Here is a 24,737-nt window from a genome sequence, read left to right on the forward strand (position 1 = left end):
GGCCACCCCGGCAGCACCGCGGCGCCCCGGCGAATCCGGGCGATCAGCCGATGCTGAGCCGCAGCCGTTCGCGCCGGCGCACCAGGATGCTGGGCAGCCAGTCGCCGACCTCGTCGGCCACGATCCATTCGGTGTGCTCCAGCAGATAGCCGAGCACGATGCGGGCCTCCATCCGGGCCAGCGCAGCTCCGATGCAGAAATGCGCGCCCTTGCCGAAGCTGAGGTGGCTCTTGGCGCCAACCCGATCGAGCCGGAATTCCTCGGGCGCAGCGAACTGGACCGGGTCTCGATTTGCCGATCCCCACAGCAGCAGTAGGTGCGAATTTGCCGGCACCGCCACCCCGCCCAGCGTGGTGTCCCGCCAGACGTGTCGGTAGTGACCGCGGAACGGCGCCTCGTAGCGCAGCGTCTCCTCAATGAACGCCGCGAGCAGGTTCGGGTTGTCCCGAAGTTGCCGCTGAACCTCGTCGTTGGTCGCCAGAATCCACGCCGCGCTGCCCAGCAGCGAGGCCGTCGATTCACCGGCCGCGCTGAACAGCGTGAGCATGATGCTCATCGCCACGATCTGCTCGAGTTCCCCCGAGCCGTAGCGCCCAGCCATGTCGCCGATCAGGCCGGGCCCCGGGTCGGTGGCCGCCGCCTCGAAATGCTCCATCACGTACCCGGCCAGTTGCATTGCCGCGGCGCCGGCGGCCTTGATCTGGTCCGGTCCGACGATACCGTCGAGCAGGGTGGTGGTGGCGTACCCGAGCCGGATGAGCTCGTCGACATCGGCGCCGGGCAGCCCGAGCAGTTCGGCGACCACCATCATCGGCAACCGGTTGGCGACCGCACCCATCCATTCGATCTGACCGTCCCGCAGGTTTTCCGCCCAGAGTCCGGCGATGGTGTCGGTCGCGAATTCCTCGATGGCCCGCACCCGCTTCGCCGACAGATGTGGGAGCAGGATCTTGCGGTGCGCGGTGTGCACGGGGTCATCGGCGGTGGCCAGCGCGTGGATCGGCGCGCCGGGCTCCCCCATCGGCAACGCGGTCACCGACCCGTCGTCGCGAAAGACCATCGTCGCGGTGAGATTGGAGGAGAAGTCCTCGACCCGGGTCACCGCCTCGATCACCGCGTCCCAACCGCAGACCGCATAGAAGTCCGACGTTCCGATCCGGTGCACCGGCGCCTCGGTGCGCATCCGTCGGTACAGCGGGTACGGGTCCTGGATCGCTGCGACGCCGAAGAAGGCCCGCGGATCCTCCAGCAAGCTCACGTCAGGTAAACCCCGACGAGTTGCTCGGTGCGCCACCAGCACAGCGCGACGAACAGCGCCGCCAGTGCCAGTGGCACCGCGGCATGCACCAGCTTCTGCTGGGCGGGCTTGGCGTAGGCATACCCGGCGGCGATCAGCGAACCGGCCACCAGGCCGCCGACGTGGCCCTGCCAGCTGATCGACTGCGCGCTGACCGCCGGCAGCACGAAGGTGATGACCAGGTTGATACCGATCAGCACGGCCACCGCGCGGACGTCGAGGTTGAGCCGCTTGCCGACGACGAAGGTTGCGCCGAACAGACCGAAGATCGCCCCGGAGGCACCGGCGGTGGCGGTGTTCAGCGGCGACAGCAGATAGACCAGCACCGCTCCGCCGAGCGCGCTCATCCCGTAGAGCACCCCGTAGCGGGTACGGCCCAGCAACGATTCCAGGGCCGGCCCGACCAGGTAGAGCGCCCACATGTTGAACAGCAGGTGCACCGGGCCGTAGTGCATGAAGGCCGAGGTGACCATCCGATACCACTGGCCGTCGCGGAAGATACCGATCGGCCACAGCGCGAACGCGTCATTGATCGCCGGCGACACCTGCTGCACCACGAACACCGCGACGCAGACCGCCATCAGGGTGTAGGTCACCAGCGGCCGGCCGTCGTTGACCCGGCCGCCGAACACCGTGCGCACCTTGCGGACCGACCGCCGTCCCTCCCGTACACAGTCCGGGCACTGGTGCCCGACGGCCGCGGCGGTCATGCAGTACGGGCAGATCGGCCGCCCGCAGCGAGCGCAGCCGATCCGGGCGACGTTGTGGGGGTGGCGGTAGCAGGCCGGTGCCTGCGGCGCATTCGGGGTGCTCATCGCTCTCAAAGATAGCGGTCAGGGGCAGATCAGCGGAGTCAGCAGCAGCAGCGGCCACAGCAGCGTCGACTCGGCGAACGCAACGATGTTCGCCCCGGCGGGCAGCACCTGGTTGAGCTGGGCTTCCATCCAGTCCACCCGGGCGGCGTTCAGGAAGGTGTAGACGATGCCGATCAGCAGGTAGGGCAGCGCCAGCCACAGTCCCAGCTCGATCAGCGCCTCGACGCTGATCCGGCGGCTCAGCACCCGTCGCAGCAGTGCGGTCATGCCCCTATTGACCATCAGCGCCGGTGATTGCGGGCGGTTTTCGCCGAACTCAACTGACCACCTCGAGCCGACCGGCGCCGGCGGCGAGCACCCGGTGGAAGTCCTCGCTGTCGGTGATCCGGCCACCGCCGCCCGCGGCAAGCAGGGCCTGCGCCTTGAAGGCGCGCGCCGCGGTGCTCAACCGGTGCCGCAGCGGGCGGCCGTCGGCGGTCTGCCCGCCCCACACCCGCACCTCGGTGTCGCCGATCTCCAGCAATTGCGCGACGTGCTCACGGACCTGCGGAACCGCGCGCAACACCGCGGCCGACACCGCAAGCGCCTCGGGGCGACGGGTGGTCAGCCCGGGGAGCGCATCAACCCGCTGTGCCTGGGCGCCGATGATGCGCAGCGCGCGTTCGTCCACCTCGCCGGAGACCAGGACGGTGGCGGTCCAGCCGTCCATCACCCGATCGAACAGCCAACCGCCGGCGGCCGCGGCGACGTCGGCGACGTCGAGGCCGATGACGTCGATCAGGTAGCTGAGTTTGGGTGCCATGGATGTCCGCTTCTGTCGATGGGTCAGGTCAGCTGATGGTCGGCCGGGTCGATGCCCCGGGTCATGCGCCAGTAGTCCACCGAGCGCCACGGGCTGAGCACGTAAACGTTGCCGTCGGCGGCCTTGTACCAGGAGTGCTCGATGCTCGGATGGCCCCACATCAGGGTGGCGACCTCGGCCTGCAGCGCATCGCGGTAGCGGGTGTAGGCGGCCTCGGTCGGCTCGATGCTGCGATGCCCGTTCTCGATCAGCGTGCACAGGGCGGCGCCGACGTAGCGCATCTGGCATTCGGTCATGAACATCACGCTGCCGGCGTGCGCCAGCCCGGTTCCGGGGCCGGAGAAGATGAAGAGGTTCGGGAATCCGGGCACCGAAATACCGTTGTAGGCGGCGGGTTTACCGTCCCAGACCTCGCCGATCGACAACCCCTCCCGGCCGATGATCTCCATCGGGGCGAGCACCTCGCTGGCCCGGAATCCGGTGGCCAGCACCAGCACGTCGGCGTCGTGGCGTCCGGAATCGGTGACGATGCCGTCGGCGTCGATATCACGGATGGTCTCGCTCACCAGTTGGACGTGCGGGCGTTTGAGGCAGCGCAGCCAGCTGCCGTTGTCCTGCAACATCCGCTTGGCCATCGGCGGGTAGTCCGGGGTCACCCGGTCGGCGAGCTGCGGATCCTCGGCGAGTTGATCGGCGATCCAGTCGGCGAAGACCGCGCGCCGGGCGGCACTGGCGGCGTTCGCGGTGCGCGGGAAGTCCGGCCAATCCTCCTGGGCGCGAACCAGTTCCAGCATCTTGTCGCTCGACTGCAGCATCAGCATGAACCGGTACCAGCGGGAGTAGCCGGGCAGCGCCCGCATCGCCCAGCGCTCCCCCTCCCCGACCGCCGCGTGGTACCGGGGGTTGGGCGCCATCCACTGCGGGGTGCGTTGGAAGACGGTCAGCTCGGCGACCTCGTCGACGATTGCGGGGCCGATCTGAAAGCCGCTGGCACCGGCGCCGACCAGCGCGACCCGCTTGCCGGCCAGATCCACCGAATGATCCCAGCGCGCGGCGTGGAACACCGGCCCGGCGAAGGACTCCAGATTGGGCAGGTCCGGGATCAGCGGCCGGTTGAGGAACCCGACGCCGGCCAGCAGCACCGGCGCGCAACGTGTTTCACTGCGCCCGTGTGGGCCGACCGCGCTGACCTGCCAGGTCGCGGTGTCCTCGTCCCAGCGCGCGCGGGTGACCTCGTGGCCCCACCGGACGTGCTCGGCGATGCCGAATTCGTCGAGCAGGCCGCGGAAGTAGCGGTGCAGTTCGGGCTGTCGGGCGTAGTAGTCACTGAACTGATCGGTGTGGGTGAACGAGTACGAGTAGAAGTGGCTGGCCACATCGACCCGGCAGCCGGGGTAGGAGTTTTCGTACCAGGTGCCGCCGACGTCGTCGTTCTTCTCGAAGATCTCGAACGGGATGCCGGCCTCCTGCAGCCGCAGCGCGGCCAGCAACCCCGCCTCACCGAGGCCGATGATGAGTACCGAGAACCCCGCCGGCACCTCCCCGGGCGCCAACCCGATCGCCCGCGGATTGTCCCCGGCCAGGTCCATCTCCTCGGCGTAGAGCTCGGCGTAGTCCTCGGCGACGGGTTCACACGCGATCCAGTCGATGATCTCGCGGGTGAGTTCGGGCCCGGGCGGCTCCGCCCAGGGGCAGCCGGCGTCGCGCCAGGAAGTGATGGCCCGCAGCGCGCCGGCGCGCAGTTCGGCGAGCTCGGCGGCGGTCATCTTGCCCTGGAACTCGTTCTGAACGAACTCCCGCGGCCGGGCGGGGCCGCGCAACCAGCCCGGGTCGCCGGTGATCTGGACGACCGCGGCGATCAGCGCGGGCACCGACAGTTGCTGCAGGTGGGCGGCGATGGTGTCGTCGTCGGCGGTGATCGGCTCGACGGTCAGATGCCGTCGGCCCAGCCGGGTGTCGAGTTGCGTCGGATGCACGCCAACCCCTCTCTTGACACTCCACAGTGTCGAATATGGCACTCCTCAGTGTCAAGGGTGGATTTTCCGCTACGCTGCCCAGATGTCCGAACCGAGCCCGCGCCCGCTGGCCGAGGCCAAGCGCGCCGCGGCCACCGATCACGTGCTGGCCGCCACCCGGCGACTGGTGATCGGCTCGGGACTGGACGTCACGATGGACGCGCTCGCCGAGGTTTCCGGGGTCAGCCGCCGCACCCTGTTCCGGATGTTCGGCACCCGGGAGGCGCTGATCGCCGCCGCCTTCGACGCCGGGATGGCCGGCTACGGCCGGAAGCTGCCCGAGTTCGACGGCGACCTGAACGGTTGGCTGCGGGCCACCTGCGCCGAGGCGCACCGGATGAACTCGGTGATCGGGCCCGGCTTCTTCGAGCTGGCCTCCCGGACCGATCTGCCGCCGGACCTGGCTCGCTCGGAACGACGACGGCGCAGCGACTTTCGCGCTATGGCGGTTCGCACCGCCGAGACGGCCTGGCGCGCCGCCGGACGCGACGGGGCACCCCCACCGGAGCTCATCGACACCGTCGGCGCGCACCTGAGCCCGCACTTCACCGCGGCGGCCACGGTCGAGGGCGGCCGGGATTGGCGCACCGCCGCCGAGCTGGCGTACGCCGCGATCCTGGCGGCCCTGCAGCGGCTCCAGCGTGACACTTTGACGTAGGTCCGTAACGTCGCTAGCATCCGCGGATGGGCATCGTCACCACCTCCTCGGAGACCGCGTTTCACCAAAGCGCCGACGTGATCTGGGATTTCGTCACCAACCCGGCAAACTGGACCAAGACCTACCCGGGCAGCGAACGCATCGGTGAGCTGCCCGCGGTGCCGCTGCAGGTGGGCGACACCTGGACCGAGGCAGGCCCGGACGGTGAGCGCATCTACACCTGGCAGTGCGCGATCGCCATGCGGCCGCGGATGTTCGTGTTCAACTCGGTGGGCCGGCTCGGGCACCGGCGCGACGGCAGCGGCGGCCTCGACGGCCGGATGACCATCGAGTACCAGTTCAGCGAGCCGGGCCCGGGGGTCACGCTGTTTCGTCGCACCATGACCATCGAATCGCCCAAGGGCGCACCGCTGCCCGATGGCTTCTACCGGATCGTCAACCCCGCCTTCATCGATGCCTACCACGCCGCGGTGGCCCGGGAGCTGGAGCAAGAGCAGTCCGCAGCGCCGCGCCCTGCAACTCGAACAGCCGCCGGCTGACCGGCCAGTCCGGGGCAAGCGAATCGAAGCCGTGGCAGGTGCCCGGCCACAGGTGCAGTTCCACCGCGACGCCGGACCGGGCCAGCCGCCCGGCGTAGTCCAGCGCCTCGTCGCGCAGTGGGTCGAGCTCCGAGCAGCTGATGAACGCCGGCGCCAGGGCGGCCAGTCGCTCGCGCCGGGCCGGGACCGCGGCGGCGTCGGGGGCGTGCCGGCCCAGGTAGAGCTGCCACATCGCGGCCGCGGCCGGCCCGTCGAAACCCGGGGTGTCGACGAACTCGGCCTTGGCCGGGCTGCCGCGGTCGTCGAGCACCGGTTGGTGCAGCAGCTGGAACACCACGGCGGGGGCGGCGCCGTCGACGCTGCGCTGGGCCAGGGTGGCCGCCAGCCCGGCCCCGGCGCTGCTGCCCGCGACCGCCAGCGGCCCCGGCAGCCGCTCGGCCGCCCACACCAGCACCTCCAGGCAGTCCGCCAGCCCGGCCGGATAGGGATGTTCGGGGGCCAGCCGGTAGTCGACGGAGACGACGGTGCAGCCGGCCCCGCGGGCCAGCTGCACGCATTGGCGGTGATCGGTGTCGAGGTTGCCGAGCACGAACGCCCCGGAGTGGCAGAACAGCACCGTCGGCGCGTCGGGCCCGCCGCCGCGGTAGATCCGCACCCCGATGCCGCGGCCCTCCCCCGGCACCGTCTGCTCGGTGATCAGCACACCGGTGGTGTCGATGCCCGGCGCCGCCTCCGCGCGGCGCGCGTTGAGTCCGGCGCGCACCCGGTCCAGCGTGGTGCGGTCCACACTCGTTCGCGCCGAGGCAAATTCACGCAACGCCGGAGCCAGCCGGTCGGCGATCGAGGCGGCCATCGGGGCTCAGCCGATCGTCAGCGACTGACCGCCGTCGACGACCAGCTCGGCACCGGTGATGAAGGACGCGTGCTCGGAGACCAGGAAGGCGACGGCGTCGGCGACATCGCCGGGCACGCCCAGCCGGCCGGCCGGGATCCGCTCGGCCAGCCGGGACTGGGTGGTCGAGTCGAGCATCGGGGTGGCGATCGGGCCGGGCAGCACCGCGTTGACCCGGATGTCCGGGGCGAGCTCGGCGGCCAGAATCTGGGTCAGACCGCGCAGTCCCCACTTGGCGGTGCCGTAGGCGGCGTGCTGCGGGAACGGCCGGACCGCACCGGTGCTGCAGGTGTTCACCACCGACGCGCCGGTGCCGGTGCGCAGCTGCGCGAGCGCGGCCTGCACACCGAGGAACGGCCCCAGGCAGTTGATCCGCCAGCTGCGCTCGAAGGCCTCCTCGGTCTCGTCGGCGACGGCGGCGCGGTGCAGCACCCCGGCGTTGTTGACCAACGCGGTCAACCCACCGAAGGCCTTGGCGGTGCGGGCGACGGCCGCGGTCCAGTCCGCGGCCGAGGTCACGTCGAGGGCCAGCGGCAGCACCTCGGGACCGAGATCGGCGGTGCCGGCGGCAAGTTCGTCGGTGAGCACGTCGGCGGCGGCAACCCGGAACCCGTCGTCGAGCAGGCGCCGCACGATCGCGGCGCCCTGGCCGCGGGCCGCCCCGGTGACCAGGGCAATCTTGCTGGCGGTCATTGGTAGCCTCCGGCTGGTTTGGTCTGGCCCGTCGCGGTCTGGCTCGGTTCGGTCCCGGCCGCCTCGGCGAGGAATTCCGCGGCCCCGCGGCGCAGCGCCTGCGACTCGGCGGCCAGCGTCAACATGGTGTAGCCGCGGGCGGCCAGCATTCGGCCGGCCGCTCCGGTCCCGGCGTGAATGCCCGGGGTGATGCCCGCCGCGGTGGCCAGCGCCTGGATGTCGTCGATGGCCCCCAGCACCCGGGTGTCCGTCAGCCCGTCGGCCACCGCGACGCCCATCGAGATGGCCAGGTCGGCGGGTCCGACGTACACCCCGGCCAGTCCCGGCACCGCGCAGATCTCGGCGGCGGCCTGCACGCCGCGAACGGTTTCGATCATCACGTAGACGCTGGTGCGGGTGGCCAGCGTCGCCAGGTCGGTGCCGAGGTCGGCGCGCAGCGGCCCGAAGCTGCGGACCCCGGTCGGCGGGTAGCAGGCCGCGGCCACCGCGTCGGCGGCCTGCTCGGCCGATTCCACCAGCGCGATGATCACCCCGTCGGCGCCGGCGTCGAGCACCCGGCCGATCGGGGCGGGGTCGGCGCTGGGCAGCCGCACCAAGGTGGTGATCGGGACCCCGGACAGCCGGCGCAGCAGCCGGGCCGCGCCGGCGTCGTCGAAATAGCCGTGCTGGGTGTCGATGCCGACGTAGTGGTAGCCGGCGCGGGCGAACTCCTCGGGCCCGATGGCGGTCGGCCCGGTGATCCAGCCGCCCCAGCGCACCGCGGCGCTCACGGCACCAGCACGATCTTGATCCGCCCCGGGGTGGGGCGGGCGGCGAGCTCGAAGGCCTGCTGCACATCGTCGACCCCGAAGGTGTGGGTGACGTAGGCCGGCAGCAGCTCCGGGTGCTCGCGGGCGAACCGGTCGGCCTCGGTCAGCACCCGGCGCCGGTCCAGGGTGATGCCGGAGATCAGGGTCAGGTTGCTGCGCAGCATGTTCCGCATGCTGATCGGGTAGCAGTCATCGTCGGGAACCCCGAAGTAGAACACCGTGCCCCGCCAGCCGACCGCCTCGATGGCATGCCCGAGGGTGGCGACCTGGTGACCGACGGCCTCGATGACGATGTCGGGTCTGGCGCCCGGGTCGAGGTGGGCCAGCCAGCGGTCACTGGTGGCGCGCACCGCGTCGTCGACACCGAAGGTCGCCGCGACGGCGCTGCGGTCCACCGGGTCCACGCCGGTGACCCGGGCCGCGCCGGCGGCCTTGGCGACATAGCTGAACAGCAGCCCGATCGAGCCCTGGCCGATGACCGCGACGTGCTTGCCGGCCAGCGGCGGCAATTGTTCGACGGCGTAGAGCACACAGGCCAGCGGTTGCAGCGCCACCGCGTGCTCCGGCGCCAGCCCCGGGTCGTAGGGGGCCAGGCCCTCCCCGTCGGAGACCAGCTGGGCCTTGAGCCCGTCGAAGGCCGACGCCCAGCCGACCACTCGACTGCCAACCTGGTGTTCGGGGTGCGCGCTGGCCAGCACCTCGCCGACGATCTCGTGGATCGGGAAGCCGTCGATGTCGGCCGCGCACGGGCCGACGTCGGCGGGCAGCTTGCCCTGGGTGCCGCGGAATCCCGGCATGTCGCTGCCGCAGATCGCGGCCGCGCAGAACTTCAGCAGCACCTGGCCGGGTGCCAGTGTGGTCGGATCAGGTTCGGGCAGTTCGATCTTTTCGAAGGTGTACGGCGCGACGACCCGATGACACCACACGTTTCAGACCTCCACTGGGATGTTGTTCCAGCCCCATTGGAAGCTCGACGGCGGACGCGACGCGGCCATCTCGTCGATCCGGTAGTCGGGCACCCGCTTGAGGAACTCCTGCATCATGATTGTCACCTCGAGGCGGGCGACGTGTACCCCCATACAGAAATGTTGGCCGTGTCCGAAGGAGAGCAGTCGCTCGATCGGGCGGTCCCAGATGAACCGGTCCGGGTCGGGATATTCGCGCTCATCGCGGGCGGCCGAGGCCATCAGTGCGATGACCCGCTGCCCCGGCGCCATGGTGGTGCCGTGAATCTCGTAGGGCCGGCGCAGCGTTCGGGCGAACCACTGGGCCGGGGCGCTGTAGCGGATGATCTCCTCGCGGGCGACCGGGATGTTGGCGGTCAGGTCCTCGCGGACCGCGGCGAGTTGATCGGGATGGGCCAGCAGATGCCAGAGCCCGGTCGCGGTGATCTTCGGGACGGTTTCGGTGCCGCCGATGAACACCGCGAGCATCTGGGTGGCGGCCTCGGTGTCGCTCAGCGCCGAGCCGTCGGGCAGCCGGAAGTTGATCAGCGCGTCGGCGATCGGGTTGGCGCCGTCGGCGCCCGCGGCGCGGCGGCGTTCGATGATCGGGGTGAGGTAGGACAGGTAGCCGGGCCGGGAGTTCCCGATCTCGACGCCCTCGCCGGGCTGGGTCAGCGTGCTGGCGTTGATGGTGGCCAGCACCTCCGGTGCCAGTTCGGTTGGCAGCCCGAGAAAGTCACACACCATGGTGGCGGCGACGATGCCGCCGTAGTCCTGGGTGAGGTCGAAGCGGCCGCGGGGCAGCAATTCGTCGAGCCGCTCGTTGGCCAGCGTGCGGATCCGGTCGTCGAGTTTGGCCGCGGCCCGCGGCCGGAACTGCGCCGAGGTGCAGCGCCGGACGTTTTCGTAGATCGGCGAGTCGAAGTTGGCGTGAAAGGGCATGGGGTGCAACGGCGGGTCCGGAACCGGGCCATCGTTGTGGCGTTCCAGCACCGCGGCCGAGGGCAGGGTGCCCTCGGAGGCGACGAAGGTGCCGTCGGTGTTTCCGAGCACGGTCCAGATGTCCTCGAACCGGGACAGCGCGTAGGTGTCGAGTTCCTCGACGTAGTACACCGGATGCTCGTCGCGCAGCACCCGGTAGTACGGCAGCGGATCGGCCATCACGCCCGGGTCAAAGGGGTTGTAGCGAAAGGTCGTTGGGCTGCTCACCGGCTTCTCCTACTTCAGCGGGGAGGGCGGCAGCGCCGACAGGATGGAATCCTCCCAGCCGTCGCGCAGCGCGGGCGCCACGCTCATCCAGGTGACGATCTCCGCCGGCGGATCGCCCTTCCAGGACGGGTAGTGGTTCTCGAAGCAGTCCCAGTCCCCATCCAGCGCCCAATAGTGGATCACCTCGTTGAACCGGAAGGTGGTGATGAAGGAGCCGAGCCAGCGCTTGCCGGTGGACTCCGACCACGGCACGTAGAGCCGTTCGAGTTCGCGGATGTAGTCGTCCTGGCGGCCCGGTTTGGTCTCCATGATCTCCTGGATGACCAGACCGGCGCCGAAGCCCTCGGCGCTCAGCTGCGCCAGCGTCTTGTTGTACTTGCCCGCGTACATGATTCGGCCCTCGCCGGTGGCGCCGATGCCGCCGAGATAGCGCGACCAGGCGGTCGCGGCCCGCTCGTGGCTGCCGCCGCGGGCCTGCGCGGCACCGATCCGCGCATAGTCGGCGAACGCGTCGATCTCCCAGATCACGGTGACCTGAGGCCAGTGCCCGTTGTACCGGGTGGTCTCCCACAGCGCGAACAGCCGGGCCCCCAGCTCGGTCATCATCGGCTGGTAGATCTCCAGGAATTTCTCGGTGAACCCCGCACCGTCACCGGAGCCCAGCGATATCGTTTCGTGCAGATACAGCAGGGTGTGACCGTAAAACTTCTTCATCGACGGGTATCCGTCCTCGTTGACAACGCCACCCGCAAAGCGTGACACTTAAGCAATGATTTGTAAAGCGCCGCGGCCGCTGGCGGGCGGCTTCTGCTTCGGCGAGGGCCCGCGCTGGCGGGACGGGGCGCTGTGGTTCTCCGACATGCTCGGGGCGGCCGTGCACACCGTCGACCCCAGCGGCGCGATGACGACGCTGCCGCTGCCCGGACACCGCCCCTCCGGGCTCGGCTTCACCTCCGACGGGGCCCTGCTGATCGCCTCCACCACCGCGCGCACCCTGCTGCGCCGCGACGCCGACGGGCTGCGCGTCATCGCAGAGCTGGCCGAACTGGCGCCCGCCGACCTCGGGGACCTGGTCGTCGACAACCACGACCGGGTGTACCTGGGATCCCAGGCCCGCACCGACGGGGTGCTGATCCGGGTCGATCCCGACGGCGCCGCGGCCGTCGTCGCCACCGGGCTGGACTTCCCCAACGGCATGGTGATCACCGACGACGGCCGGACGCTGATCGTCGCGGAGTCCACCGGCCGGCGGCTGACCGCCTTCACCATCGCCGCCGACGGCGCGCTGCACGAACCGCGGGTGTTCGCCGGCGGCCTCGACGGCCCGCCCGACGGCCTGGCGATCGACGCCGACGGCGGCGTCTGGACCGCGCTGACACTGGCCAACCGCTTCGACCGGATCGTCGAGGGCGGCGCGGTCACCGATCGGGTCGAGCTGGGCGAGCGGGTGGCGATCGCCCCGGCGCTGGGCGGGCCCGACGGCCGCACCCTGTTTCTGTTGTCGAGCACCCTGGCCTATCCCGAGCGCCTGGTGGGCACCAAGCTGGCACGGGTGGACACCGTGACCGTCGAGATTCCCCGTGGAGGACTGCCATCGTGACGGACTGCTACTACGAACTGCTCGAGGACGACGCCCCGGTGGGCCCGGCGCGGGGGCAGCGGCTGCGCCCGACCGCGATGGCGATCAGCACCTGGACGTCCGCGATCCAGCACGGCGCCCCGGTGTCCGCGCTGCTGGTGCGGGCCCTGGAGCGGTGCGCGCCGCGGCCCGACACCCGGCTGTCCCGGGTGGTGGTGGACCTGCTCGGACCGGTGCCGATGGCCGAAAGCCTCTGGGTGACCGCACAACTGGAGCGCGGCGGCACGCAGATCGAACTGGTCGGCGCCACGCTGTGGGCACCGGGTCCCGATGGTTCGCCGCGCGCGGTGGCCCGGGCCAGCGGCTGGCGGCTGCAGACCCTGGACACCGCCGAGCTCGGTGCCGCGCCGACCGAACCGCTGCCCGGCCGGGAGGCGGGCATCGACCGCGAGCTGGCCGGTAAGTGGGACCCCAACTACGTGCACAGCGTGGACTGGCTGTGGCTCAAGGTTCCGCCGCACGACGGACCGGGCGAATCCTGGATGCGGCCGCGGGTGGCGCTGGTCGACGACGAACCGCTCACCCCGATCCAGCGGCTGTTCACCGTCGCCGACTGCGCCAACGGGCTGGGATCCAAGCTCGACATCCGGCGCTGGACGTTCATGAACACCGACATGTCGGTGCACCTGCACCGGGTGCCGACCGGGCAGTGGTCGGGCATCCGCGCCGACACCCACTACGGCCCGGACGGCATCGGCAGCACCGTCGGCACGCTGTTCGACGACCAGGGTCCGGTCGGCGTGATCGCCCAGTCGGTGCTGGTGCGGCCGCGCCCGCCGAAGCCGTGATCAGGGGTTGTTGAGCCCAGCGGCGCGCCGGCGGCAGCCGGGATCGGGCCGGCAATTGCCGCACCACGGCCTACCCGATATGCGCGGGCACCCGCTTGATGCCGTGGATGAAGCTGCTCTGCAGGTATTCCGGCTGGCCGAACTCCACCGTCTTCAGCCGGGTCAGCAGCTCCCGGAACAGATGGCGCAGTTCGGTTTTCGCCAGGCTCGCGCCCAGGCAGAAGTGCGGCCCGCCGCCGCCGAAGCCGAGGTGCGGGTTCGGGGATCGGCTCAGGTCGAATTCCCGAGGCCGCTCGAACACCGCCTCGTCGCGGTTGGCCGAGCAGTAGAACATGCAGATCTTGTCGCCTTCGCGCAGCTGCTGACCGCCCAGTTCGGTGTCGCGGGTGACGAACCGGGCGAACTGCATCACCGGGCTCGACCACCGAATGAACTCCTCGATCGCCGGCCCGATCCGGCCGTCGAAGTCCGCCATCAGCCAGGCCCGCTGCTCGGGGTTGGCGGCCAGCGCCATCATCGCGTGGGTGGTGGTCTGCTTGGTGGTGTCGTTGCCGGCCGAGGCCAACAGCACCAGGAAGGCGCCGACCTCCTCGTCGGTGAGCCGGTGCCCGTCCACCTCGGCGTTGACGATCGCGGTCATCAGATCGTCGGCCGGGTTGGCCCGCCGGTGCTTGGCCAGTTCGATGCCGGTGCTCGACAGCAGGATCATCTCGTTGATGGTGTCGGTGGCCCGCTCCTCCAGGGAGCTGTAGTCGTCGTCGCTCATCGAGAAGAGCTTCTCCGCGGCGTGCGCGACGGCCTCCCGATCGGCCGCGGGCACCCCGAGCATCTCCGAAATGGTCATCATCGGGAGCTGACTCGAGCAGGCGGCGACGAAGTCCACGTCGCCGGCGCCGATCAGGCCGTCGACCACCCGCACGGCGTTGGCGTGGATCTGCTCCTCGATCTTGCGGACGTTGCGCGGGGTGAACGCCGAGCTGACCAGCCGCCGGTACACCGTCTGCTGCGGCGGGTCCATCGTCAGGAAGAACGTCGCGATGCGCTGCATCTCCACCGGCATCGGATCCGGCGCCACGCCCTGGGCCGAGGAGAACACCTCGTAGTTGAGGCTGGCCTCAACAATGTCGGCGCGCCGGGTGACCGCCCAGTAGCCGGGTTCCTCCAGGTCGAACAACGACGAGAACGGCCGCTGCCAGGACAGCCCCGGTTGGGCGCGCAGCTGCGCGAAGGTTTCGTCGCGCGCGGTGAAGGGCTGGGCCCAGAACTCCCGGGCCGAAATGTCGAGTTCGCTGTGCTGCCGCTCGGCGGCATCGACGACGGTCATGCGATCAGCGTGACACTAACTACAATTGATGTAAAGCTATGCGGATGGTTTTCCGCACCGTCCGGTTCACTTCGGCCCGCGCCAACCCGGTCGCCAGCTACCATCTGATCGGCAAAGACATTCCGATGGGCATGAAGGTCGGTGGCTGGTGACGGCAAAGAAGACGGCGGGCGCCGCGGCGAATGGCGCCAGCTCCCGGCGGGGCGCGCCGGACCCCGCCGCCGCCGTGCACACCAGCCGGCGGATCCTGGACGCCACCGCCGAAGTGATGAGCCGCAACGGGATGAGCAAACTCAGCCTGTCCGACGTGGCGCAGGAGGCCGGGGTTTCCCGGCCCACCCTCTACCGCTGGTTCTCCTCCAAGGAAGAACTCATCGACGCGTTCACCCGATACGAGCGCGACCTGTTCGAGGGCGGCATCGCCAATGTCACCGCGGGCCTGCGCGGCGCCGAACGCCTCGACGCGGCACTGAAGTTCATCGTGGAGTTTCAGCAGTCCTACTCCGGCGTCCGGATGATCGACATCGAGCCCGAGCAGGTGATCGCCCGAATCGCCGAGGTGCTGCCGGTGATGCGCGACCGGCTCGAGCGGTTGATCCCGGGTCCCGACGCGGCGATCGCCGCGGCCACCGCGACCCGGGTCGCGGTGTGCCACTACGTCGTTCGCAGCGAGGACTCCGAGCAGTTCCTGGCCCAGCTGCGCCACGCGGTGGGGCTCAAGAACCGCAACGCCTCACACTGAGGATCGCAGCGCCGGCACGGTCTGCAGGTCATCGATCGCCGCCACCGCCCGGCGCAGTCCCTCCAGCGCGATGTTCTCGGTCTGCATGCCGCCCAGACCCGCCGTCGCCAGCGCCGAGACGTAGGAATAGACCGCGTTCTGTCGGTACCGCTCGAACAGTTCCGCGCCGTCGAGTTCCGGCCCGCCCGCTTCGACCAGGGCCTCGCGGTAGCTGTCCAGCAGTTCGCGCTGACGCTCCCGGCGTTCCTCGGTGGTCATCCCGAGCACCAGCGTGTAGGCCAGGTCGCGGGACGGGTGCCCGCGGCGGACCACCTGCCAGTCCAGCAGGCCGGCCCGCCCGGCGCGGAAATAGGTGTTACCCGGGTGCGAGTCGCCGTGCAGCACAAAGTGCCGGCCGCGATCGTTGAACACCGCGATCTGCTGCAGGTGCTCCCACAGGTACTGGCCCCGGTAGACGTCGATATCGGTGCAGCGGGAGAGCTTTTCGGCGGATTTGCGCATCAGCATCGGGGTCAGCGGGTTGGCCGGATCGGTCGACGGCGGCGACAGCCAGCCCAGCGGCCCGGCACCGCCGGGTTTGACCGGCATTCGGTCGGCGAACGTGCCGTGCAGCTGCCCAAGCGCGCGCATCACCCCGGTCATCTGGTCGGCGCTCAGCGGGTTGAGGGTGTCCGGGAAGACGCAGTCGGTGACCGACATATCCTCCAGCACCACAATGTAACGCCCGGTCAGGTCGTCGAAGGCGGTGCCGTGACAGCGCGGCACACCGTCGCCGAGGTCCGGGGCCAGCCAACGGTAGAACCGGCATTCGGTTTCGGCCAGCCGGGCCAGTTCGCCGAGCATCCGGGTGGCGACGGTGGCCGCGGGCATCTTCACGAACACCGTCTCGGGGACATCGTCGCCGACCAGCGCCAGCCGGGCCCGACACGAGGTGCCGTCGGCACCGTCCAGGCGCCGGACCTGCTCGACATGCCGGCGCAGTACCCGGGACAGGAAGGCGGCGTCGAGCTCGTCGACCGAGCGCGGGAACGCCCGCAGCCCACCCAGCGTCGCGTCGGTGGCAACCCGCAGCACCCCACCGGCGACGTGCGCGCCCAGCCGCGCGATCGGCGCAATCGCGTTGTTCTCCAGCACCTCTCAGCCCGCGATCCGCGCGATGACGCGTTCGCCGAACAGCCCGATCGCGTCGAGCACCTGGGCCAGGCTCTCCCCCGGCAGCGGGACCTGCAGCCAGCTGACCCCGGCGGCGGCCAGTTCGGTGGCACCGGCCAGGTAGGCGTCGGGGTCGAAGTCCGGCTGCCCGGGAGTGCCGCCGACCAGGTTGGTGAAGCTGACGTCGATGTCGGTGAATTCCCTTCCCGCCACATCGAATCGGCGACGCAGGTCGTCGATGCCGGATCGCAGCGCCGCCACCGAGTCCAGCGCGGCGGTGCCGGCGGCCTTGGCCAGCCCGGGCGGTGCGGCGAACGGCGCCCACCCGTTGCCGTGCTCGGCCACCCGCTGCCGGGCCGCACCGGTGTTGCCGCCGATCCAGATCGGCGGGTGCGGGCCGCTGACCGGCCGGGGGTGCGCGGTGATGCCGCGCGCGCTGAAGTGCGCGCCCTCCACGGTCACGTCGTCGCCGGACCAGACCGCCCGGATCACCGCGAGCGCCTCGTCGAAGCGCTCCGCGCGGGTGTCGAAATCCACGCCCAGCGCAGCGAATTCGCGCTTGAGATAGCCGACGCCGACGGCCAGGGTGAATCGGCCGCCGGACAACCGGTCCAGGGTCGCGCCCTGCTTGGCCACCACGAACGGACTGTGGTAAGGCAGCACCACAATGTTGGGGATCAGCCGCAGCTCGGTGGTGCGCGCGGCGGCATAACCCATCGCGGTGAACGGATCGAGGCTGTCGTGGCCGCCGGCCTCCAGCCAGCGCTGCGGCGGGGCGGGATGATCGGTGAAGCCCAGCGCACCGAACCCGGCGGCCTCCAGCGCCTCGGCGACCGCCGCCACACCGGCTCCGTCGACGAGCTCGGGGTTGGCGGGGTGGCTGATGATCGGGTGGGTACAGGCGAATCGCATCAACGGGCTCCTCACGACGTGCTCAACTGGGCCAGGAAACCGGGCCAGTCGGGGAACAGGGCACGGTCGACGATCTCGATGCGCACCCCGGAGGGGTCGATGAAATAGCCGAAGGTGTGCAGGGTGTCATCGGCGGGCGCCGCTTCCAGGGTGTAGCCGGCCCGGCGCAGGCCCGCGGCGGCCGCGGCGATGTCGTCGACCCAGTAGCCCAAATGGTGCACCGCCCGCCCCGGGGTTTCGGTCCAGACGGTGCCCGGTACCGCGGCCACCAGTTCCAGGTGCGGGGCCCCGACCGTGAAGGCCACCCGGAATGGCATGTCGACGTCGACGGTCTCGCCGCCGGCGTCCCAGATCCGCACCGCGACGGTGTATTCCAACGGCCGGGTCCAGCTGCAGCCGGTGGCCGCGGTCAGCCGGGCCGCAGCCCCGTCGAAGTCGTCGACGACGATGCCGCTGTGATACAGGTCGGCCGCCCGCAGCGGCGTCGTCGCGGTCATGACCGCCGATTCTTCCGCGCCATCGCCCGGCCGGCGGCGGCGCGCATCCGGTCCGAGACGAACAGCGTGCCCACCGGGGTGTGGATGTCCTCGCGCAGCCGGGTCAGCGTCGAGGTGGCGATCTGCCACCCGGCGTCGGATTTGCGGTAGGTCTCCCGGTAGTGCCCGTAGCCCACCAGGGTCGCCAGCCGGCCGAACCGCACCACGTCCTGCAGTGCCCACACCCCGGTGGCGGTGGTCGGCGTGGTGATCTCCAGTTCGGGGGCGTGCACCTGGTGCACGGTGGGGCGGGACGGCCGGCCCAGGGTGGCGCGGGTGAACGCGACGAAGTCGTCGGCGCCGGCGATCCGCAGCCCGCCGGCCCGGGAGGTGTCGCTGATGAAGTCGTCGGTGAACAGCGTCCGCCAGCGGGTCCAGTCCTTGGCGTCCAGGTAGCGGCAGTACCGGGCCTTGAGGGTTTTGAGCGCCTCGAGCTCGAGCAGCGAGTCGTCGGCGTCCACCACCGGCCTTCCCATTGATTACAGATTCACCTTGCACTGTAATGCGCGACGGTCGTCGGTGCCACGGTTCGGTGATCTCGGGGTCGTAGGCTGGGCGGCATGACTTCCGACGGCCGGATCCGGGTGCCCCGCGACCTCGACGCGGTGACCACGATCGGCGCGGAGTCGCGCGGCCCGATCGACACCGCCCCGGTCGAGCGGATCTGGGAGTCGGTCCGGCGCTGGTACCGCGCCGGGATGCATCCGGCCATCCAGGTGTGCCTGCGCCGCGACGGCGAGGTCATCCTGAACCGCTCGATCGGGCACGGCTGGGGCAATGCGCCCACCGACCCGCCGGACGCCGAGAAGATTCCGGTGACCCCGGCGACCCCGTTCTGCGTCTACTCGGCCGCCAAGGCGATCTCCTCGACGGTGGTGCACATGCTCGTCGAGCGCGGCGCCTTCTCCCTCGACGACCGGGTCTGCGACTACCTGCCGAACTACACCAGTCACGGCAAGCACCGCACCACCATCCGGCACGTCATGACGCACAGCGCCGGGGTGCCGATCCACACCGGCCCGCGCCCGGATGTCACTCGGGTCGACGACAGCGAGTACACCCGCGACCAGCTGGCCGCGATGCGCCCGGTGTACCGGCCGGGGCTGCTGCACATGTATCACGGGCTGACCTGGGGGCCGCTGATCCGGGAGATCGTCGCCGCCGCCACCGGCCGCAGCATCCGGGAGATCCTGGCCACCGAGATCCTCGACCCGCTGGGCTTCCGCTGGTCGAATTACGGTGTCGCCGAGGCGGATGTGCCGCTGGTGGCACCGAGCCACCCGACCGGCAAGCCGCTGCCGCCGGCGATGGCGGCGGCGTTCCGCCGGGCGATCGGCGGCACGCTGTATCAGATGATCCCGTACACCAACACGCCGTTGTACCTGACCAGCGTGCTGCCGTCGTCGAACACCGTCTCCACCGCCGAGGAGCTGTCCCGGTTCGCCGAGTTGCTGCGTCGCGGCGGGGAGCTCGACGGGGTTCGGGTGCTGCGCGCGGACACCCTGGCCGCGGCGATCGCCCCGGTCCGGCGACTGCGCCCGGACATCGCCACCGGGGGCTGGCCGATGCGCTGGGGCACCGGCTACATGCTGGGCGACAAGCGGTTCGGACCGTTCGGCCGGGACACCGCCGGCGCGTTCGGGCACACCGGCCTGGTCGACATCGCGGTGTGGACCGACCGGGCTCGCGGCCTGTCCGCGGCGATCGTCAGCAGCGGCAAGCCGGGCAGCAATCCCGATCCCCGGCTCTATTCGGGGGTGCTGAGCACCATTTCGGCGTCGATCCCGGTCATTCGACCGCGTCGAGAGCCCGGTAGATCCGCTGCTCGCTGACCGGGCGCGGGGTGCCGAGCTGCTGGGCCCACAGGCTGACTCGCAACTCCTCGATCTGCCGGGCGATGTCGACGACGTCGTCGGCGGCCGCGCGTTGCGGCGAGATCGCCGCCCGCAGTTCGTCGTAGGCCGCCGACACCGCGAGCACCCGGTCCATCCGGTCCCGGTCGGCCCCCGGCGCCTGGCCGAGCCGATCCAGCCGTCGTTCCACGGCGGTGAGGTAGCGGGTCAGATCGGCCAGCCGGGCCGCGCCGGTGCCGGTCACGAATCCGGCCGGCAGCAGCCGGTCCAGCTGGGCGGTGATGTCGGCGACCGCGGCGCGCTGGGGCGGGATCGGGTTGTCCGGCAACGCGATCCGGACCCGGTGGGCGACGGTCAGCACCCGGGTGACCCGGCTGGCGATGTCGGCGGTGTGCGACGCCAGCGCGGCGGCGACCCGGGTCTTGGCGGCGGTGAACTCGGCGCGGGTGCGGATCTGCCCGGGCACCAGCAGGTCGATCGCGGCGTCGGCGCAATCCTCCAGCAGCGCGGTCAGCGAGCCGTCGGGATTGTTGCCCAGCAGCAGCCGGGTACCCGGATCCAGCGCCCGTTCGGCGGCCTTGACCGGCGAGCCGACCGCCAGCCGCAGCAGCCGGCGCTGGCCCGGGCGCAGCGCGGCGGCCTGCTCGGCGGCGGTGGCGAACACCCGGATGTCCACGGCCGCACCGGCATCGACGAACGCCGGGTAGCCGCGGACGGTGTGCCCGCCGCTGTCCTGTTCAACAATCCGCGGGAGTTCGTCGAGGTCCTCGGGCCAGCCGCGCAGCCCGGTGTGCTGCAGGCCGGTGGCGACGGTGGCGGCCACCGCGGTCGCCACCGGGGCGGCCAGTTTGTGCTGCAGGGCGGCCAGATCCTTGCCGCGGGCGACCTCGGCGCCGTCGGTGCCCGCCACCGCGAAGGTCAGCCGCAGGTGCGCGGGGATCTTGTCCGGGTCGAACGCGCCGACCGGAACCCGGATGCCGCTGCGCCGGTGCAGTTCGGCGACCAGCGCATCCAGCAGCGACCCGTCGCCGGGATCCAGCGTGCTCAGCAGTGCCCGGGCGGTGTCGGGGACCGGGACGAAGTTTCGCCGCAGCCCCTTGGGCAGCGATTTGAGCAGCGCGGTGATCAGCTCGAGCCGCAGCGCCGGTACCTGCCAGGCGAACTGCTCCCCGCCGAGCCGGGCGAGCACCTCGACGGGGACGTGCACGGTGACGCCGTCGTCGGCGGCGCCGGGCTCATAGCGGTAGCTCAGCGGCAGGTCGAGATCGCCCGAGCGCCAATGGTCGGGGTGCCCGGAGTCCGGATCGACGCCGTCGCGCAGCAGGTCGGCGCGGGTCATCGTCAGCAGCTCCGGGCTGCGGTGCCGCTGCTTCTTCCACCAGCCGTCGAAGTGCCGGGTGGAAACCACCTCGGCGGGGATCCGGGTGTCGTAGAAGGCGAAGACCTCGTCCTCGTCGGCGAGCAGGTCGCGGCGCCGGGAGCGTTCCTCGATCTCGGCGAGTTCCTCGCGGAGCCGGGCGTTGTCGGCGAAGAAGTGGTGCCGGGTCTGCCACTGCCCCTCGACCAGGGCGTGCCGGATGAACAGTTCCCGGGCGAGCACCGGGTCGACGGCGGCGTAGCTCACCCGGCGTCGCGGCACCAGCGGCAGCCCGTAGAGGGTGACCCGTTCGAAGGCCAGCACCGCGCCGCGCCGCTCATCCCAGTGCGGTTCGCTGTGGTTGCGGACCACCAGATGCCCGGCGGCGCGCTCGATTTCGGCGGGATCGACGCGGGCGGCGATCCGCCCGTACAGCCGGGAGGTCTCGACCAGCTCGGCGACGACCACCCACTGCGGCGGGCGCTTGGCCAGCGCCGATCCGGGTGCCAGCACGAATTTGGCGTTGCGGGCGCCCTGATACTCCCGCGACGGCCGGCCGGAATCCTTGCCGCGTTCCTCACGCAGGCCGATGTGCGAGAGCAGCCCGGGGATCAGCGCGGCGTGGATGCGCGCCGGATCCGGCGCCTCGGCCGAGCGGTCCGCCCGGATTCCGATGTCGCGGGCGATGCTGCGCAGCTGGCCGACCAGGTCCTGCCATTCCCGGATCCGCAGGTAGTGCAGGAAGTCGTCCCGGCACATCCGCCGAAATGAGCTGCCGGACCGCTCGTTTCGCTGCTCACCGAGGTAGTTCCACAGGTTCACCAGGCTCAGGAAATCCGAGTCCGGGTCGGTGAACCGGGCGTGTTTGGCGCGGGCGGCCTCTTCCTTGTCGATCGGCCGTTCCCGCGGGTCGGGGATCGACAGCGCGGCGGCGATCACCAATACCGGCTCCACACAGCCCAATTCGTCGGCGGCCAGGATCATCCGGCCCAGCCGGGGGTCAATCGGCAGCCGGGCCAGCCGTCGACCCAATCCGGTGATGGCGCCGCCGTCGTCGACGGCGCCGAGTTCGACCAGCAGCGCGGTGCCGTCCCGGATGCTGCGGGCATCGGGCGGGTCGAGGAAGCCGAAGTCCGCGATGTCGCCGAGCCGCAGCGCCGCCATCTGCAGCATCACCGCGGCCAGGTTGGTGCGCAGGATCTCCGGGTCGGTGTAGCGCGGCCGGGCCGCGAAGTCGTCCTCGGCGTACAGCCGGATGCAGATGCCCGGCGCGGTGCGCCCGGCCCGGCCGGCGCGCTGGGCCGCCGAGGCCTGCGAGATCGGTTCGATGGGCAGTCGCTGCACCTTGGTGCGCCGGCTGTACCGGGAGATCCGCGCAGTGCCGGGGTCCACGACGTAGCGGATGCCCGGCACGGTCAGCGAGGTCTCGGCGACGTTGGTGGCCAGCACCACCCGCCGGTTGGTGTGCGGGGCGAACACCTTCTGCTGGTCGGCGGTGGGCAGCCGGGCATACAGCGGCAGCACCTCGACGCCGAACGTGCGATCGGCCAGCGCTGCGCGCAGCGCCTCGGCGGTGTCCCGGATCTCGCGCTCCCCGGACAGGAACACCAGCACATCGCCGGCCGTCTCGTCCTCCAGCCCGTTGACCGCGTCGAGGATTGCCTCGGTCTGGTCGCGCACCTGGGTTCGGATCACCTCGTGGTCGGGGTCGTCGGCCTCGCTGTCGTCGTCGCCGACGACCGGGACCTCCAGCGGGCGGTAACGGATCTGAACCGGGTAGGTCCGGCCGGACACCTCGACGATGGGGGCCGGGCCGGCCGGGCCGGCGAAGTGCGCGGCGAACCGTCCGGGTTCGATGGTCGCCGAGGTGACGATGACCTTGAGGTCGGGCCGCCGCGGCAACAACTCGCGCAGGTAGCCGAGCAGGAAGTCGATGTTCAGGCTGCGCTCGTGCGCCTCGTCGAGGATCAGGGTGTCGTAGCGCAGCAGCCGGCGGTCGCGCTGGATCTCGGCGAGCAGGATGCCGTCGGTCATCAGCCTGATCAGGGTGGCGTCGCTGGCCTGGTCGGTGAATCGGACGGTGTAGCCGACCGCGCCGCCCAGTGGGGTGTGCAGTTCGTCGGCGATGCGCTGCGCGACGGTGCGGGCGGCCAGCCGCCGCGGCTGGGTGTGCCCGATGGTGCCGCGGATGCCGCGGCCGAGTTCCAGGCAGATCTTCGGCAGCTGGGTGGTCTTGCCGGAGCCGGTCTCCCCGGCGATCACCACGACCTGGTTGGCCCCGATCGCGGCGGCGATCTCGTCACGGAACTCGCTGACCGGCAGATCCGGGTAGTCGATGACCGGAACGGCGGCCTGCCGGGCCGCGATCCGGGCCTCGCCGGCGCTGACCTGTTCGGCGAGTCTGCGCAGCTGTTCGGGGTCGAGGTCGCCCGCGCCCCGCAGCCGCCTGCCGAGCCGGGCGGCGTCGGCGATGCTCAGCCGATCGAGGCGCCCGCGCAGCGCGCGGATCTGCGGGCGCGACGATTCGGACACCGTGGCAAGGATACTGACCCGCCGCGCGAGGCACCGCTTCGCGGGCCCGACGCCGCCGCCGCGCTCAGCTCACCGTGCGCGGCGCCTCGCCGACCGGGACCACCGCCAGGGTGGGCTGTTCGGGCAGCTCGTCGGCGTGAAACCAGCGGAACGACATCAGGCCCTCGGCGTGGTCCTTGGTGGACAGCGCGTTGGGGTGCTCGAGCTGCTCGCGGGCGATCACGATGGTGACGGTGCCGTCGCTGTTGGGCACCGCGGTGCCGATGTTGAGCCCGCCGCGGCCGTACTCGACGTCCAGCGCCGCCATGTACTGGTTCCACAGGGTGAAGTTCCAGAACCGCGCCGCCGGGTGCCGGCCGGTGATCACCAGCGCCTGGCCGGGTTCCAGGTTGAAGCCGCCTAGGCCGTAGCAGGCATCGGCCATCGAGTAGCCGTGGGTGGCGTCACCGGCCCGGTACGGCGGGGCCAGGAAGTTCTGGCCGGCCAGGATCAGCGGGGTCAGCGCGTAAACGTCCTGGGCGAACCGCAGGGCGGCCCGCAGCGACCGGGCCACTCCGGCATCGGTGTGCTCGGGGGTGGGGTCGCAGCCGGCGTGGTCGATCACCTCGATGTCCCAGTCCACCCGGCGGCCCGCGGCCGGGAACCGGTGGTAGTCGCGGGTGAGCACGCCGTGGGCGTCCGGGGACAGTTCGATGAACGGGCCGTGGTAGCCGTCGGGTCGGCGGGGCCCCAGCACGCAGGAGAATCGGCCGTCGGCATCGCGGGGCAGGTCGGTGTCGTAGAGCAGTCCGACGGTCCGGTTCGGCCAGGCACCGGGCTCGGGTTCGTTGTAGACGGTGACCGAGTACATCGCGCTGTCGTTGGGGATGCCGCTGACCCGGTAGCTGCGGCGCGGGTCGACGACGGCGTAGCTGTAGTAGCAGTCGGTGTTGTCGCCGCCCCACCTGCGGTCCGGCCGGGTGGGGGTGAGGTTGTCGATGAACCGGGGCGCCACCGGGTCGGCGAACAGGTTCATGTCCAGCGCGACGCCGAGGATGGTCGCGAGGTTGCGGTAGCCCTCGGCGACGGCGGTCTGCCCGCGCACCGCCTTGGGGCCGGTGAGAAAGTTCTGGTCGAGGTCGGCGAACGCGGAGAGCAGTTCCCGCCAGGCCTGGGCGCTTTCGGAGCTGGACATACCCGCCATGATAGGCCCGCGCCATTACACAAAAACAGATCCTTGTAAAGTTTGG

24 protein-coding genes are annotated in these 24,737 nt (G+C 70.9%); 6 read left to right on the forward strand and 18 right to left on the reverse strand.

What is annotated here, in order from left to right:
• Positions 1–43: 43 nt before the first annotated feature.
• Genes G6N10_RS13025 through G6N10_RS13045 form a run of 5 tightly spaced genes read right to left on the reverse strand, consistent with a single transcriptional unit; the run spans position 44 to position 4,890 of the window.
• On the reverse strand, positions 44–1,258 hold the full coding sequence (locus G6N10_RS13025; protein WP_197745640.1) for a cytochrome P450: 1,215 nt from the start codon (positions 1,256–1,258) through the stop codon (positions 44–46).
• Positions 1,255–2,112: a rhomboid family intramembrane serine protease gene (locus tag G6N10_RS13030; RefSeq protein WP_085093125.1), complete on the reverse strand. Its 858-nt coding sequence runs from the start codon at positions 2,110–2,112 to the stop codon at positions 1,255–1,257. The genes G6N10_RS13025 and G6N10_RS13030 overlap by 4 nt, the downstream gene beginning before the upstream one ends.
• Before the next feature lie 18 nt (positions 2,113–2,130).
• Positions 2,131–2,379 carry a hypothetical protein gene (locus G6N10_RS13035; protein ID WP_085093123.1) on the reverse strand — a complete coding sequence of 83 codons (249 nt, stop codon included), beginning with the start codon at positions 2,377–2,379 and terminating at the stop codon, positions 2,131–2,133.
• Positions 2,380–2,428: 49 nt separating this feature from the next.
• Positions 2,429–2,914 (reverse strand): hypothetical protein, encoded by a 486-nt coding sequence (locus G6N10_RS13040; protein WP_085093121.1) that lies wholly within the window; start codon positions 2,912–2,914, stop codon positions 2,429–2,431.
• Between the two features lie 23 nt (positions 2,915–2,937).
• A complete protein-coding gene (locus G6N10_RS13045; protein WP_234810433.1) occupies positions 2,938–4,890 on the reverse strand; it encodes a flavin-containing monooxygenase in 1,953 nt (650 codons plus the stop codon).
• Between the two features lie 82 nt (positions 4,891–4,972).
• Here G6N10_RS13045 and G6N10_RS13050 point away from each other — a divergent pair, with 82 nt between their 5' ends.
• Both G6N10_RS13050 and G6N10_RS13055 read left to right on the forward strand, forming a co-directional pair.
• Positions 4,973–5,587 carry a TetR/AcrR family transcriptional regulator gene (locus G6N10_RS13050; protein WP_163742432.1) on the forward strand — a complete coding sequence of 205 codons (615 nt, stop codon included), beginning with the start codon at positions 4,973–4,975 and terminating at the stop codon, positions 5,585–5,587.
• Positions 5,588–5,613: 26 nt separating this feature from the next.
• Positions 5,614–6,126 carry an SRPBCC family protein gene (locus G6N10_RS13055; RefSeq protein WP_085093119.1) on the forward strand — a complete coding sequence of 171 codons (513 nt, stop codon included), beginning with the start codon at positions 5,614–5,616 and terminating at the stop codon, positions 6,124–6,126.
• On the opposite strand, the gene G6N10_RS13060 is transcribed toward G6N10_RS13055, so the two are convergent.
• From G6N10_RS13060 to G6N10_RS13085, 6 genes are read right to left on the reverse strand one after another with little or no spacing between them, the layout of a single operon-like run.
• Positions 6,035–6,979, reverse strand: coding sequence for an alpha/beta hydrolase (locus G6N10_RS13060; protein WP_085093117.1), 945 nt, complete (start codon positions 6,977–6,979; stop codon positions 6,035–6,037). The two genes, G6N10_RS13055 and G6N10_RS13060, sit on opposite strands and share 92 nt — an antisense overlap.
• A 6-nt stretch (positions 6,980–6,985) precedes the next feature.
• Positions 6,986–7,711: an SDR family NAD(P)-dependent oxidoreductase gene (locus G6N10_RS13065; RefSeq protein ID WP_085093116.1), complete on the reverse strand. Its 726-nt coding sequence runs from the start codon at positions 7,709–7,711 to the stop codon at positions 6,986–6,988.
• On the reverse strand, positions 7,708–8,481 hold the full coding sequence (locus tag G6N10_RS13070; protein WP_085093114.1) for an HpcH/HpaI aldolase family protein: 774 nt from the start codon (positions 8,479–8,481) through the stop codon (positions 7,708–7,710). Before G6N10_RS13070 ends, G6N10_RS13065 begins: the two co-directional genes overlap by 4 nt.
• Complete coding sequence (locus tag G6N10_RS13075) at positions 8,478–9,446, reverse strand: zinc-binding dehydrogenase (RefSeq protein ID WP_085093112.1); 969 nt, start codon at positions 9,444–9,446, stop codon at positions 8,478–8,480. The genes G6N10_RS13070 and G6N10_RS13075 overlap by 4 nt, the downstream gene beginning before the upstream one ends.
• Before the next feature lie 3 nt (positions 9,447–9,449).
• Entirely contained in the window at positions 9,450–10,625 is a 1,176-nt protein-coding gene (locus G6N10_RS13080) for a cytochrome P450 (RefSeq protein ID WP_085093110.1), read from the reverse strand.
• A gap of 57 nt (positions 10,626–10,682) precedes the next feature.
• Positions 10,683–11,387 carry an NIPSNAP family protein gene (locus tag G6N10_RS13085; protein WP_085093108.1) on the reverse strand — a complete coding sequence of 235 codons (705 nt, stop codon included), beginning with the start codon at positions 11,385–11,387 and terminating at the stop codon, positions 10,683–10,685.
• 55 nt (positions 11,388–11,442) lie between these two features.
• Between G6N10_RS13085 and G6N10_RS13090 the strand changes: the two genes are divergently transcribed.
• Positions 11,443–12,273, forward strand: coding sequence for an SMP-30/gluconolactonase/LRE family protein (locus G6N10_RS13090; RefSeq protein WP_085093106.1), 831 nt, complete (start codon positions 11,443–11,445; stop codon positions 12,271–12,273).
• Positions 12,270–13,100: a thioesterase family protein gene (locus G6N10_RS13095; RefSeq protein ID WP_085093104.1), complete on the forward strand. Its 831-nt coding sequence runs from the start codon at positions 12,270–12,272 to the stop codon at positions 13,098–13,100. Before G6N10_RS13090 ends, G6N10_RS13095 begins: the two co-directional genes overlap by 4 nt.
• Before the next feature lie 70 nt (positions 13,101–13,170).
• Here the strand turns inward: G6N10_RS13095 and G6N10_RS13100 are convergent, their stop codons facing one another.
• On the reverse strand, positions 13,171–14,424 hold the full coding sequence (locus tag G6N10_RS13100; protein WP_085093102.1) for a cytochrome P450: 1,254 nt from the start codon (positions 14,422–14,424) through the stop codon (positions 13,171–13,173).
• A 226-nt stretch (positions 14,425–14,650) separates the two neighbouring features.
• On the opposite strand from G6N10_RS13100, the gene G6N10_RS13105 reads away from it, so the two are divergent.
• Positions 14,651–15,166 (forward strand): TetR/AcrR family transcriptional regulator, encoded by a 516-nt coding sequence (locus G6N10_RS13105; protein WP_234810437.1) that lies wholly within the window; start codon positions 14,651–14,653, stop codon positions 15,164–15,166.
• Here the strand turns inward: G6N10_RS13105 and G6N10_RS13110 are convergent.
• Genes G6N10_RS13110 through G6N10_RS13125 form a run of 4 tightly spaced genes read right to left on the reverse strand, consistent with a single transcriptional unit; the run spans position 15,158 to position 18,242 of the window.
• Positions 15,158–16,300 (reverse strand): phosphotransferase family protein, encoded by a 1,143-nt coding sequence (locus tag G6N10_RS13110; RefSeq protein ID WP_085093100.1) that lies wholly within the window; start codon positions 16,298–16,300, stop codon positions 15,158–15,160. The genes G6N10_RS13105 and G6N10_RS13110 overlap by 9 nt on opposite strands.
• 3 nt (positions 16,301–16,303) lie before the next feature.
• Positions 16,304–17,230, reverse strand: coding sequence for an LLM class F420-dependent oxidoreductase (locus G6N10_RS13115; RefSeq protein WP_085093098.1), 927 nt, complete (start codon positions 17,228–17,230; stop codon positions 16,304–16,306).
• A gap of 11 nt (positions 17,231–17,241) precedes the next feature.
• A complete protein-coding gene (locus tag G6N10_RS13120) occupies positions 17,242–17,727 on the reverse strand; it encodes a VOC family protein (protein WP_085093096.1) in 486 nt (161 codons plus the stop codon).
• Positions 17,724–18,242 carry a nuclear transport factor 2 family protein gene (locus G6N10_RS13125; protein WP_085093095.1) on the reverse strand — a complete coding sequence of 173 codons (519 nt, stop codon included), beginning with the start codon at positions 18,240–18,242 and terminating at the stop codon, positions 17,724–17,726. Before G6N10_RS13125 ends, G6N10_RS13120 begins: the two co-directional genes overlap by 4 nt.
• 84 nt (positions 18,243–18,326) lie before the next feature.
• On the opposite strand from G6N10_RS13125, the gene lipE reads away from it, so the two are divergent.
• Complete coding sequence (gene lipE / locus G6N10_RS13130) at positions 18,327–19,598, forward strand: lipase LipE (protein ID WP_085093093.1); 1,272 nt, start codon at positions 18,327–18,329, stop codon at positions 19,596–19,598.
• Here the strand turns inward: lipE and hrpA are convergent.
• Together hrpA and G6N10_RS13140 are read right to left on the reverse strand one after the other, a co-directional pair.
• The gene (gene hrpA / locus G6N10_RS13135) at positions 19,555–23,508 is read right to left on the reverse strand and encodes an ATP-dependent RNA helicase HrpA (protein WP_085093091.1); all 3,954 of its coding nucleotides are present in this window, start codon (positions 23,506–23,508) and stop codon (positions 19,555–19,557) included. The two genes, lipE and hrpA, sit on opposite strands and share 44 nt — an antisense overlap.
• 64 nt (positions 23,509–23,572) lie before the next feature.
• A complete protein-coding gene (locus G6N10_RS13140) occupies positions 23,573–24,682 on the reverse strand; it encodes a DUF1214 domain-containing protein (protein ID WP_085093089.1) in 1,110 nt (369 codons plus the stop codon).
• Positions 24,683–24,737 lie beyond the last annotated feature (55 nt).

Source organism: Mycolicibacterium fallax (assembly GCF_010726955.1).
In the GTDB taxonomy this organism is placed as follows: domain Bacteria; phylum Actinomycetota; class Actinomycetes; order Mycobacteriales; family Mycobacteriaceae; genus Mycobacterium; species Mycobacterium fallax.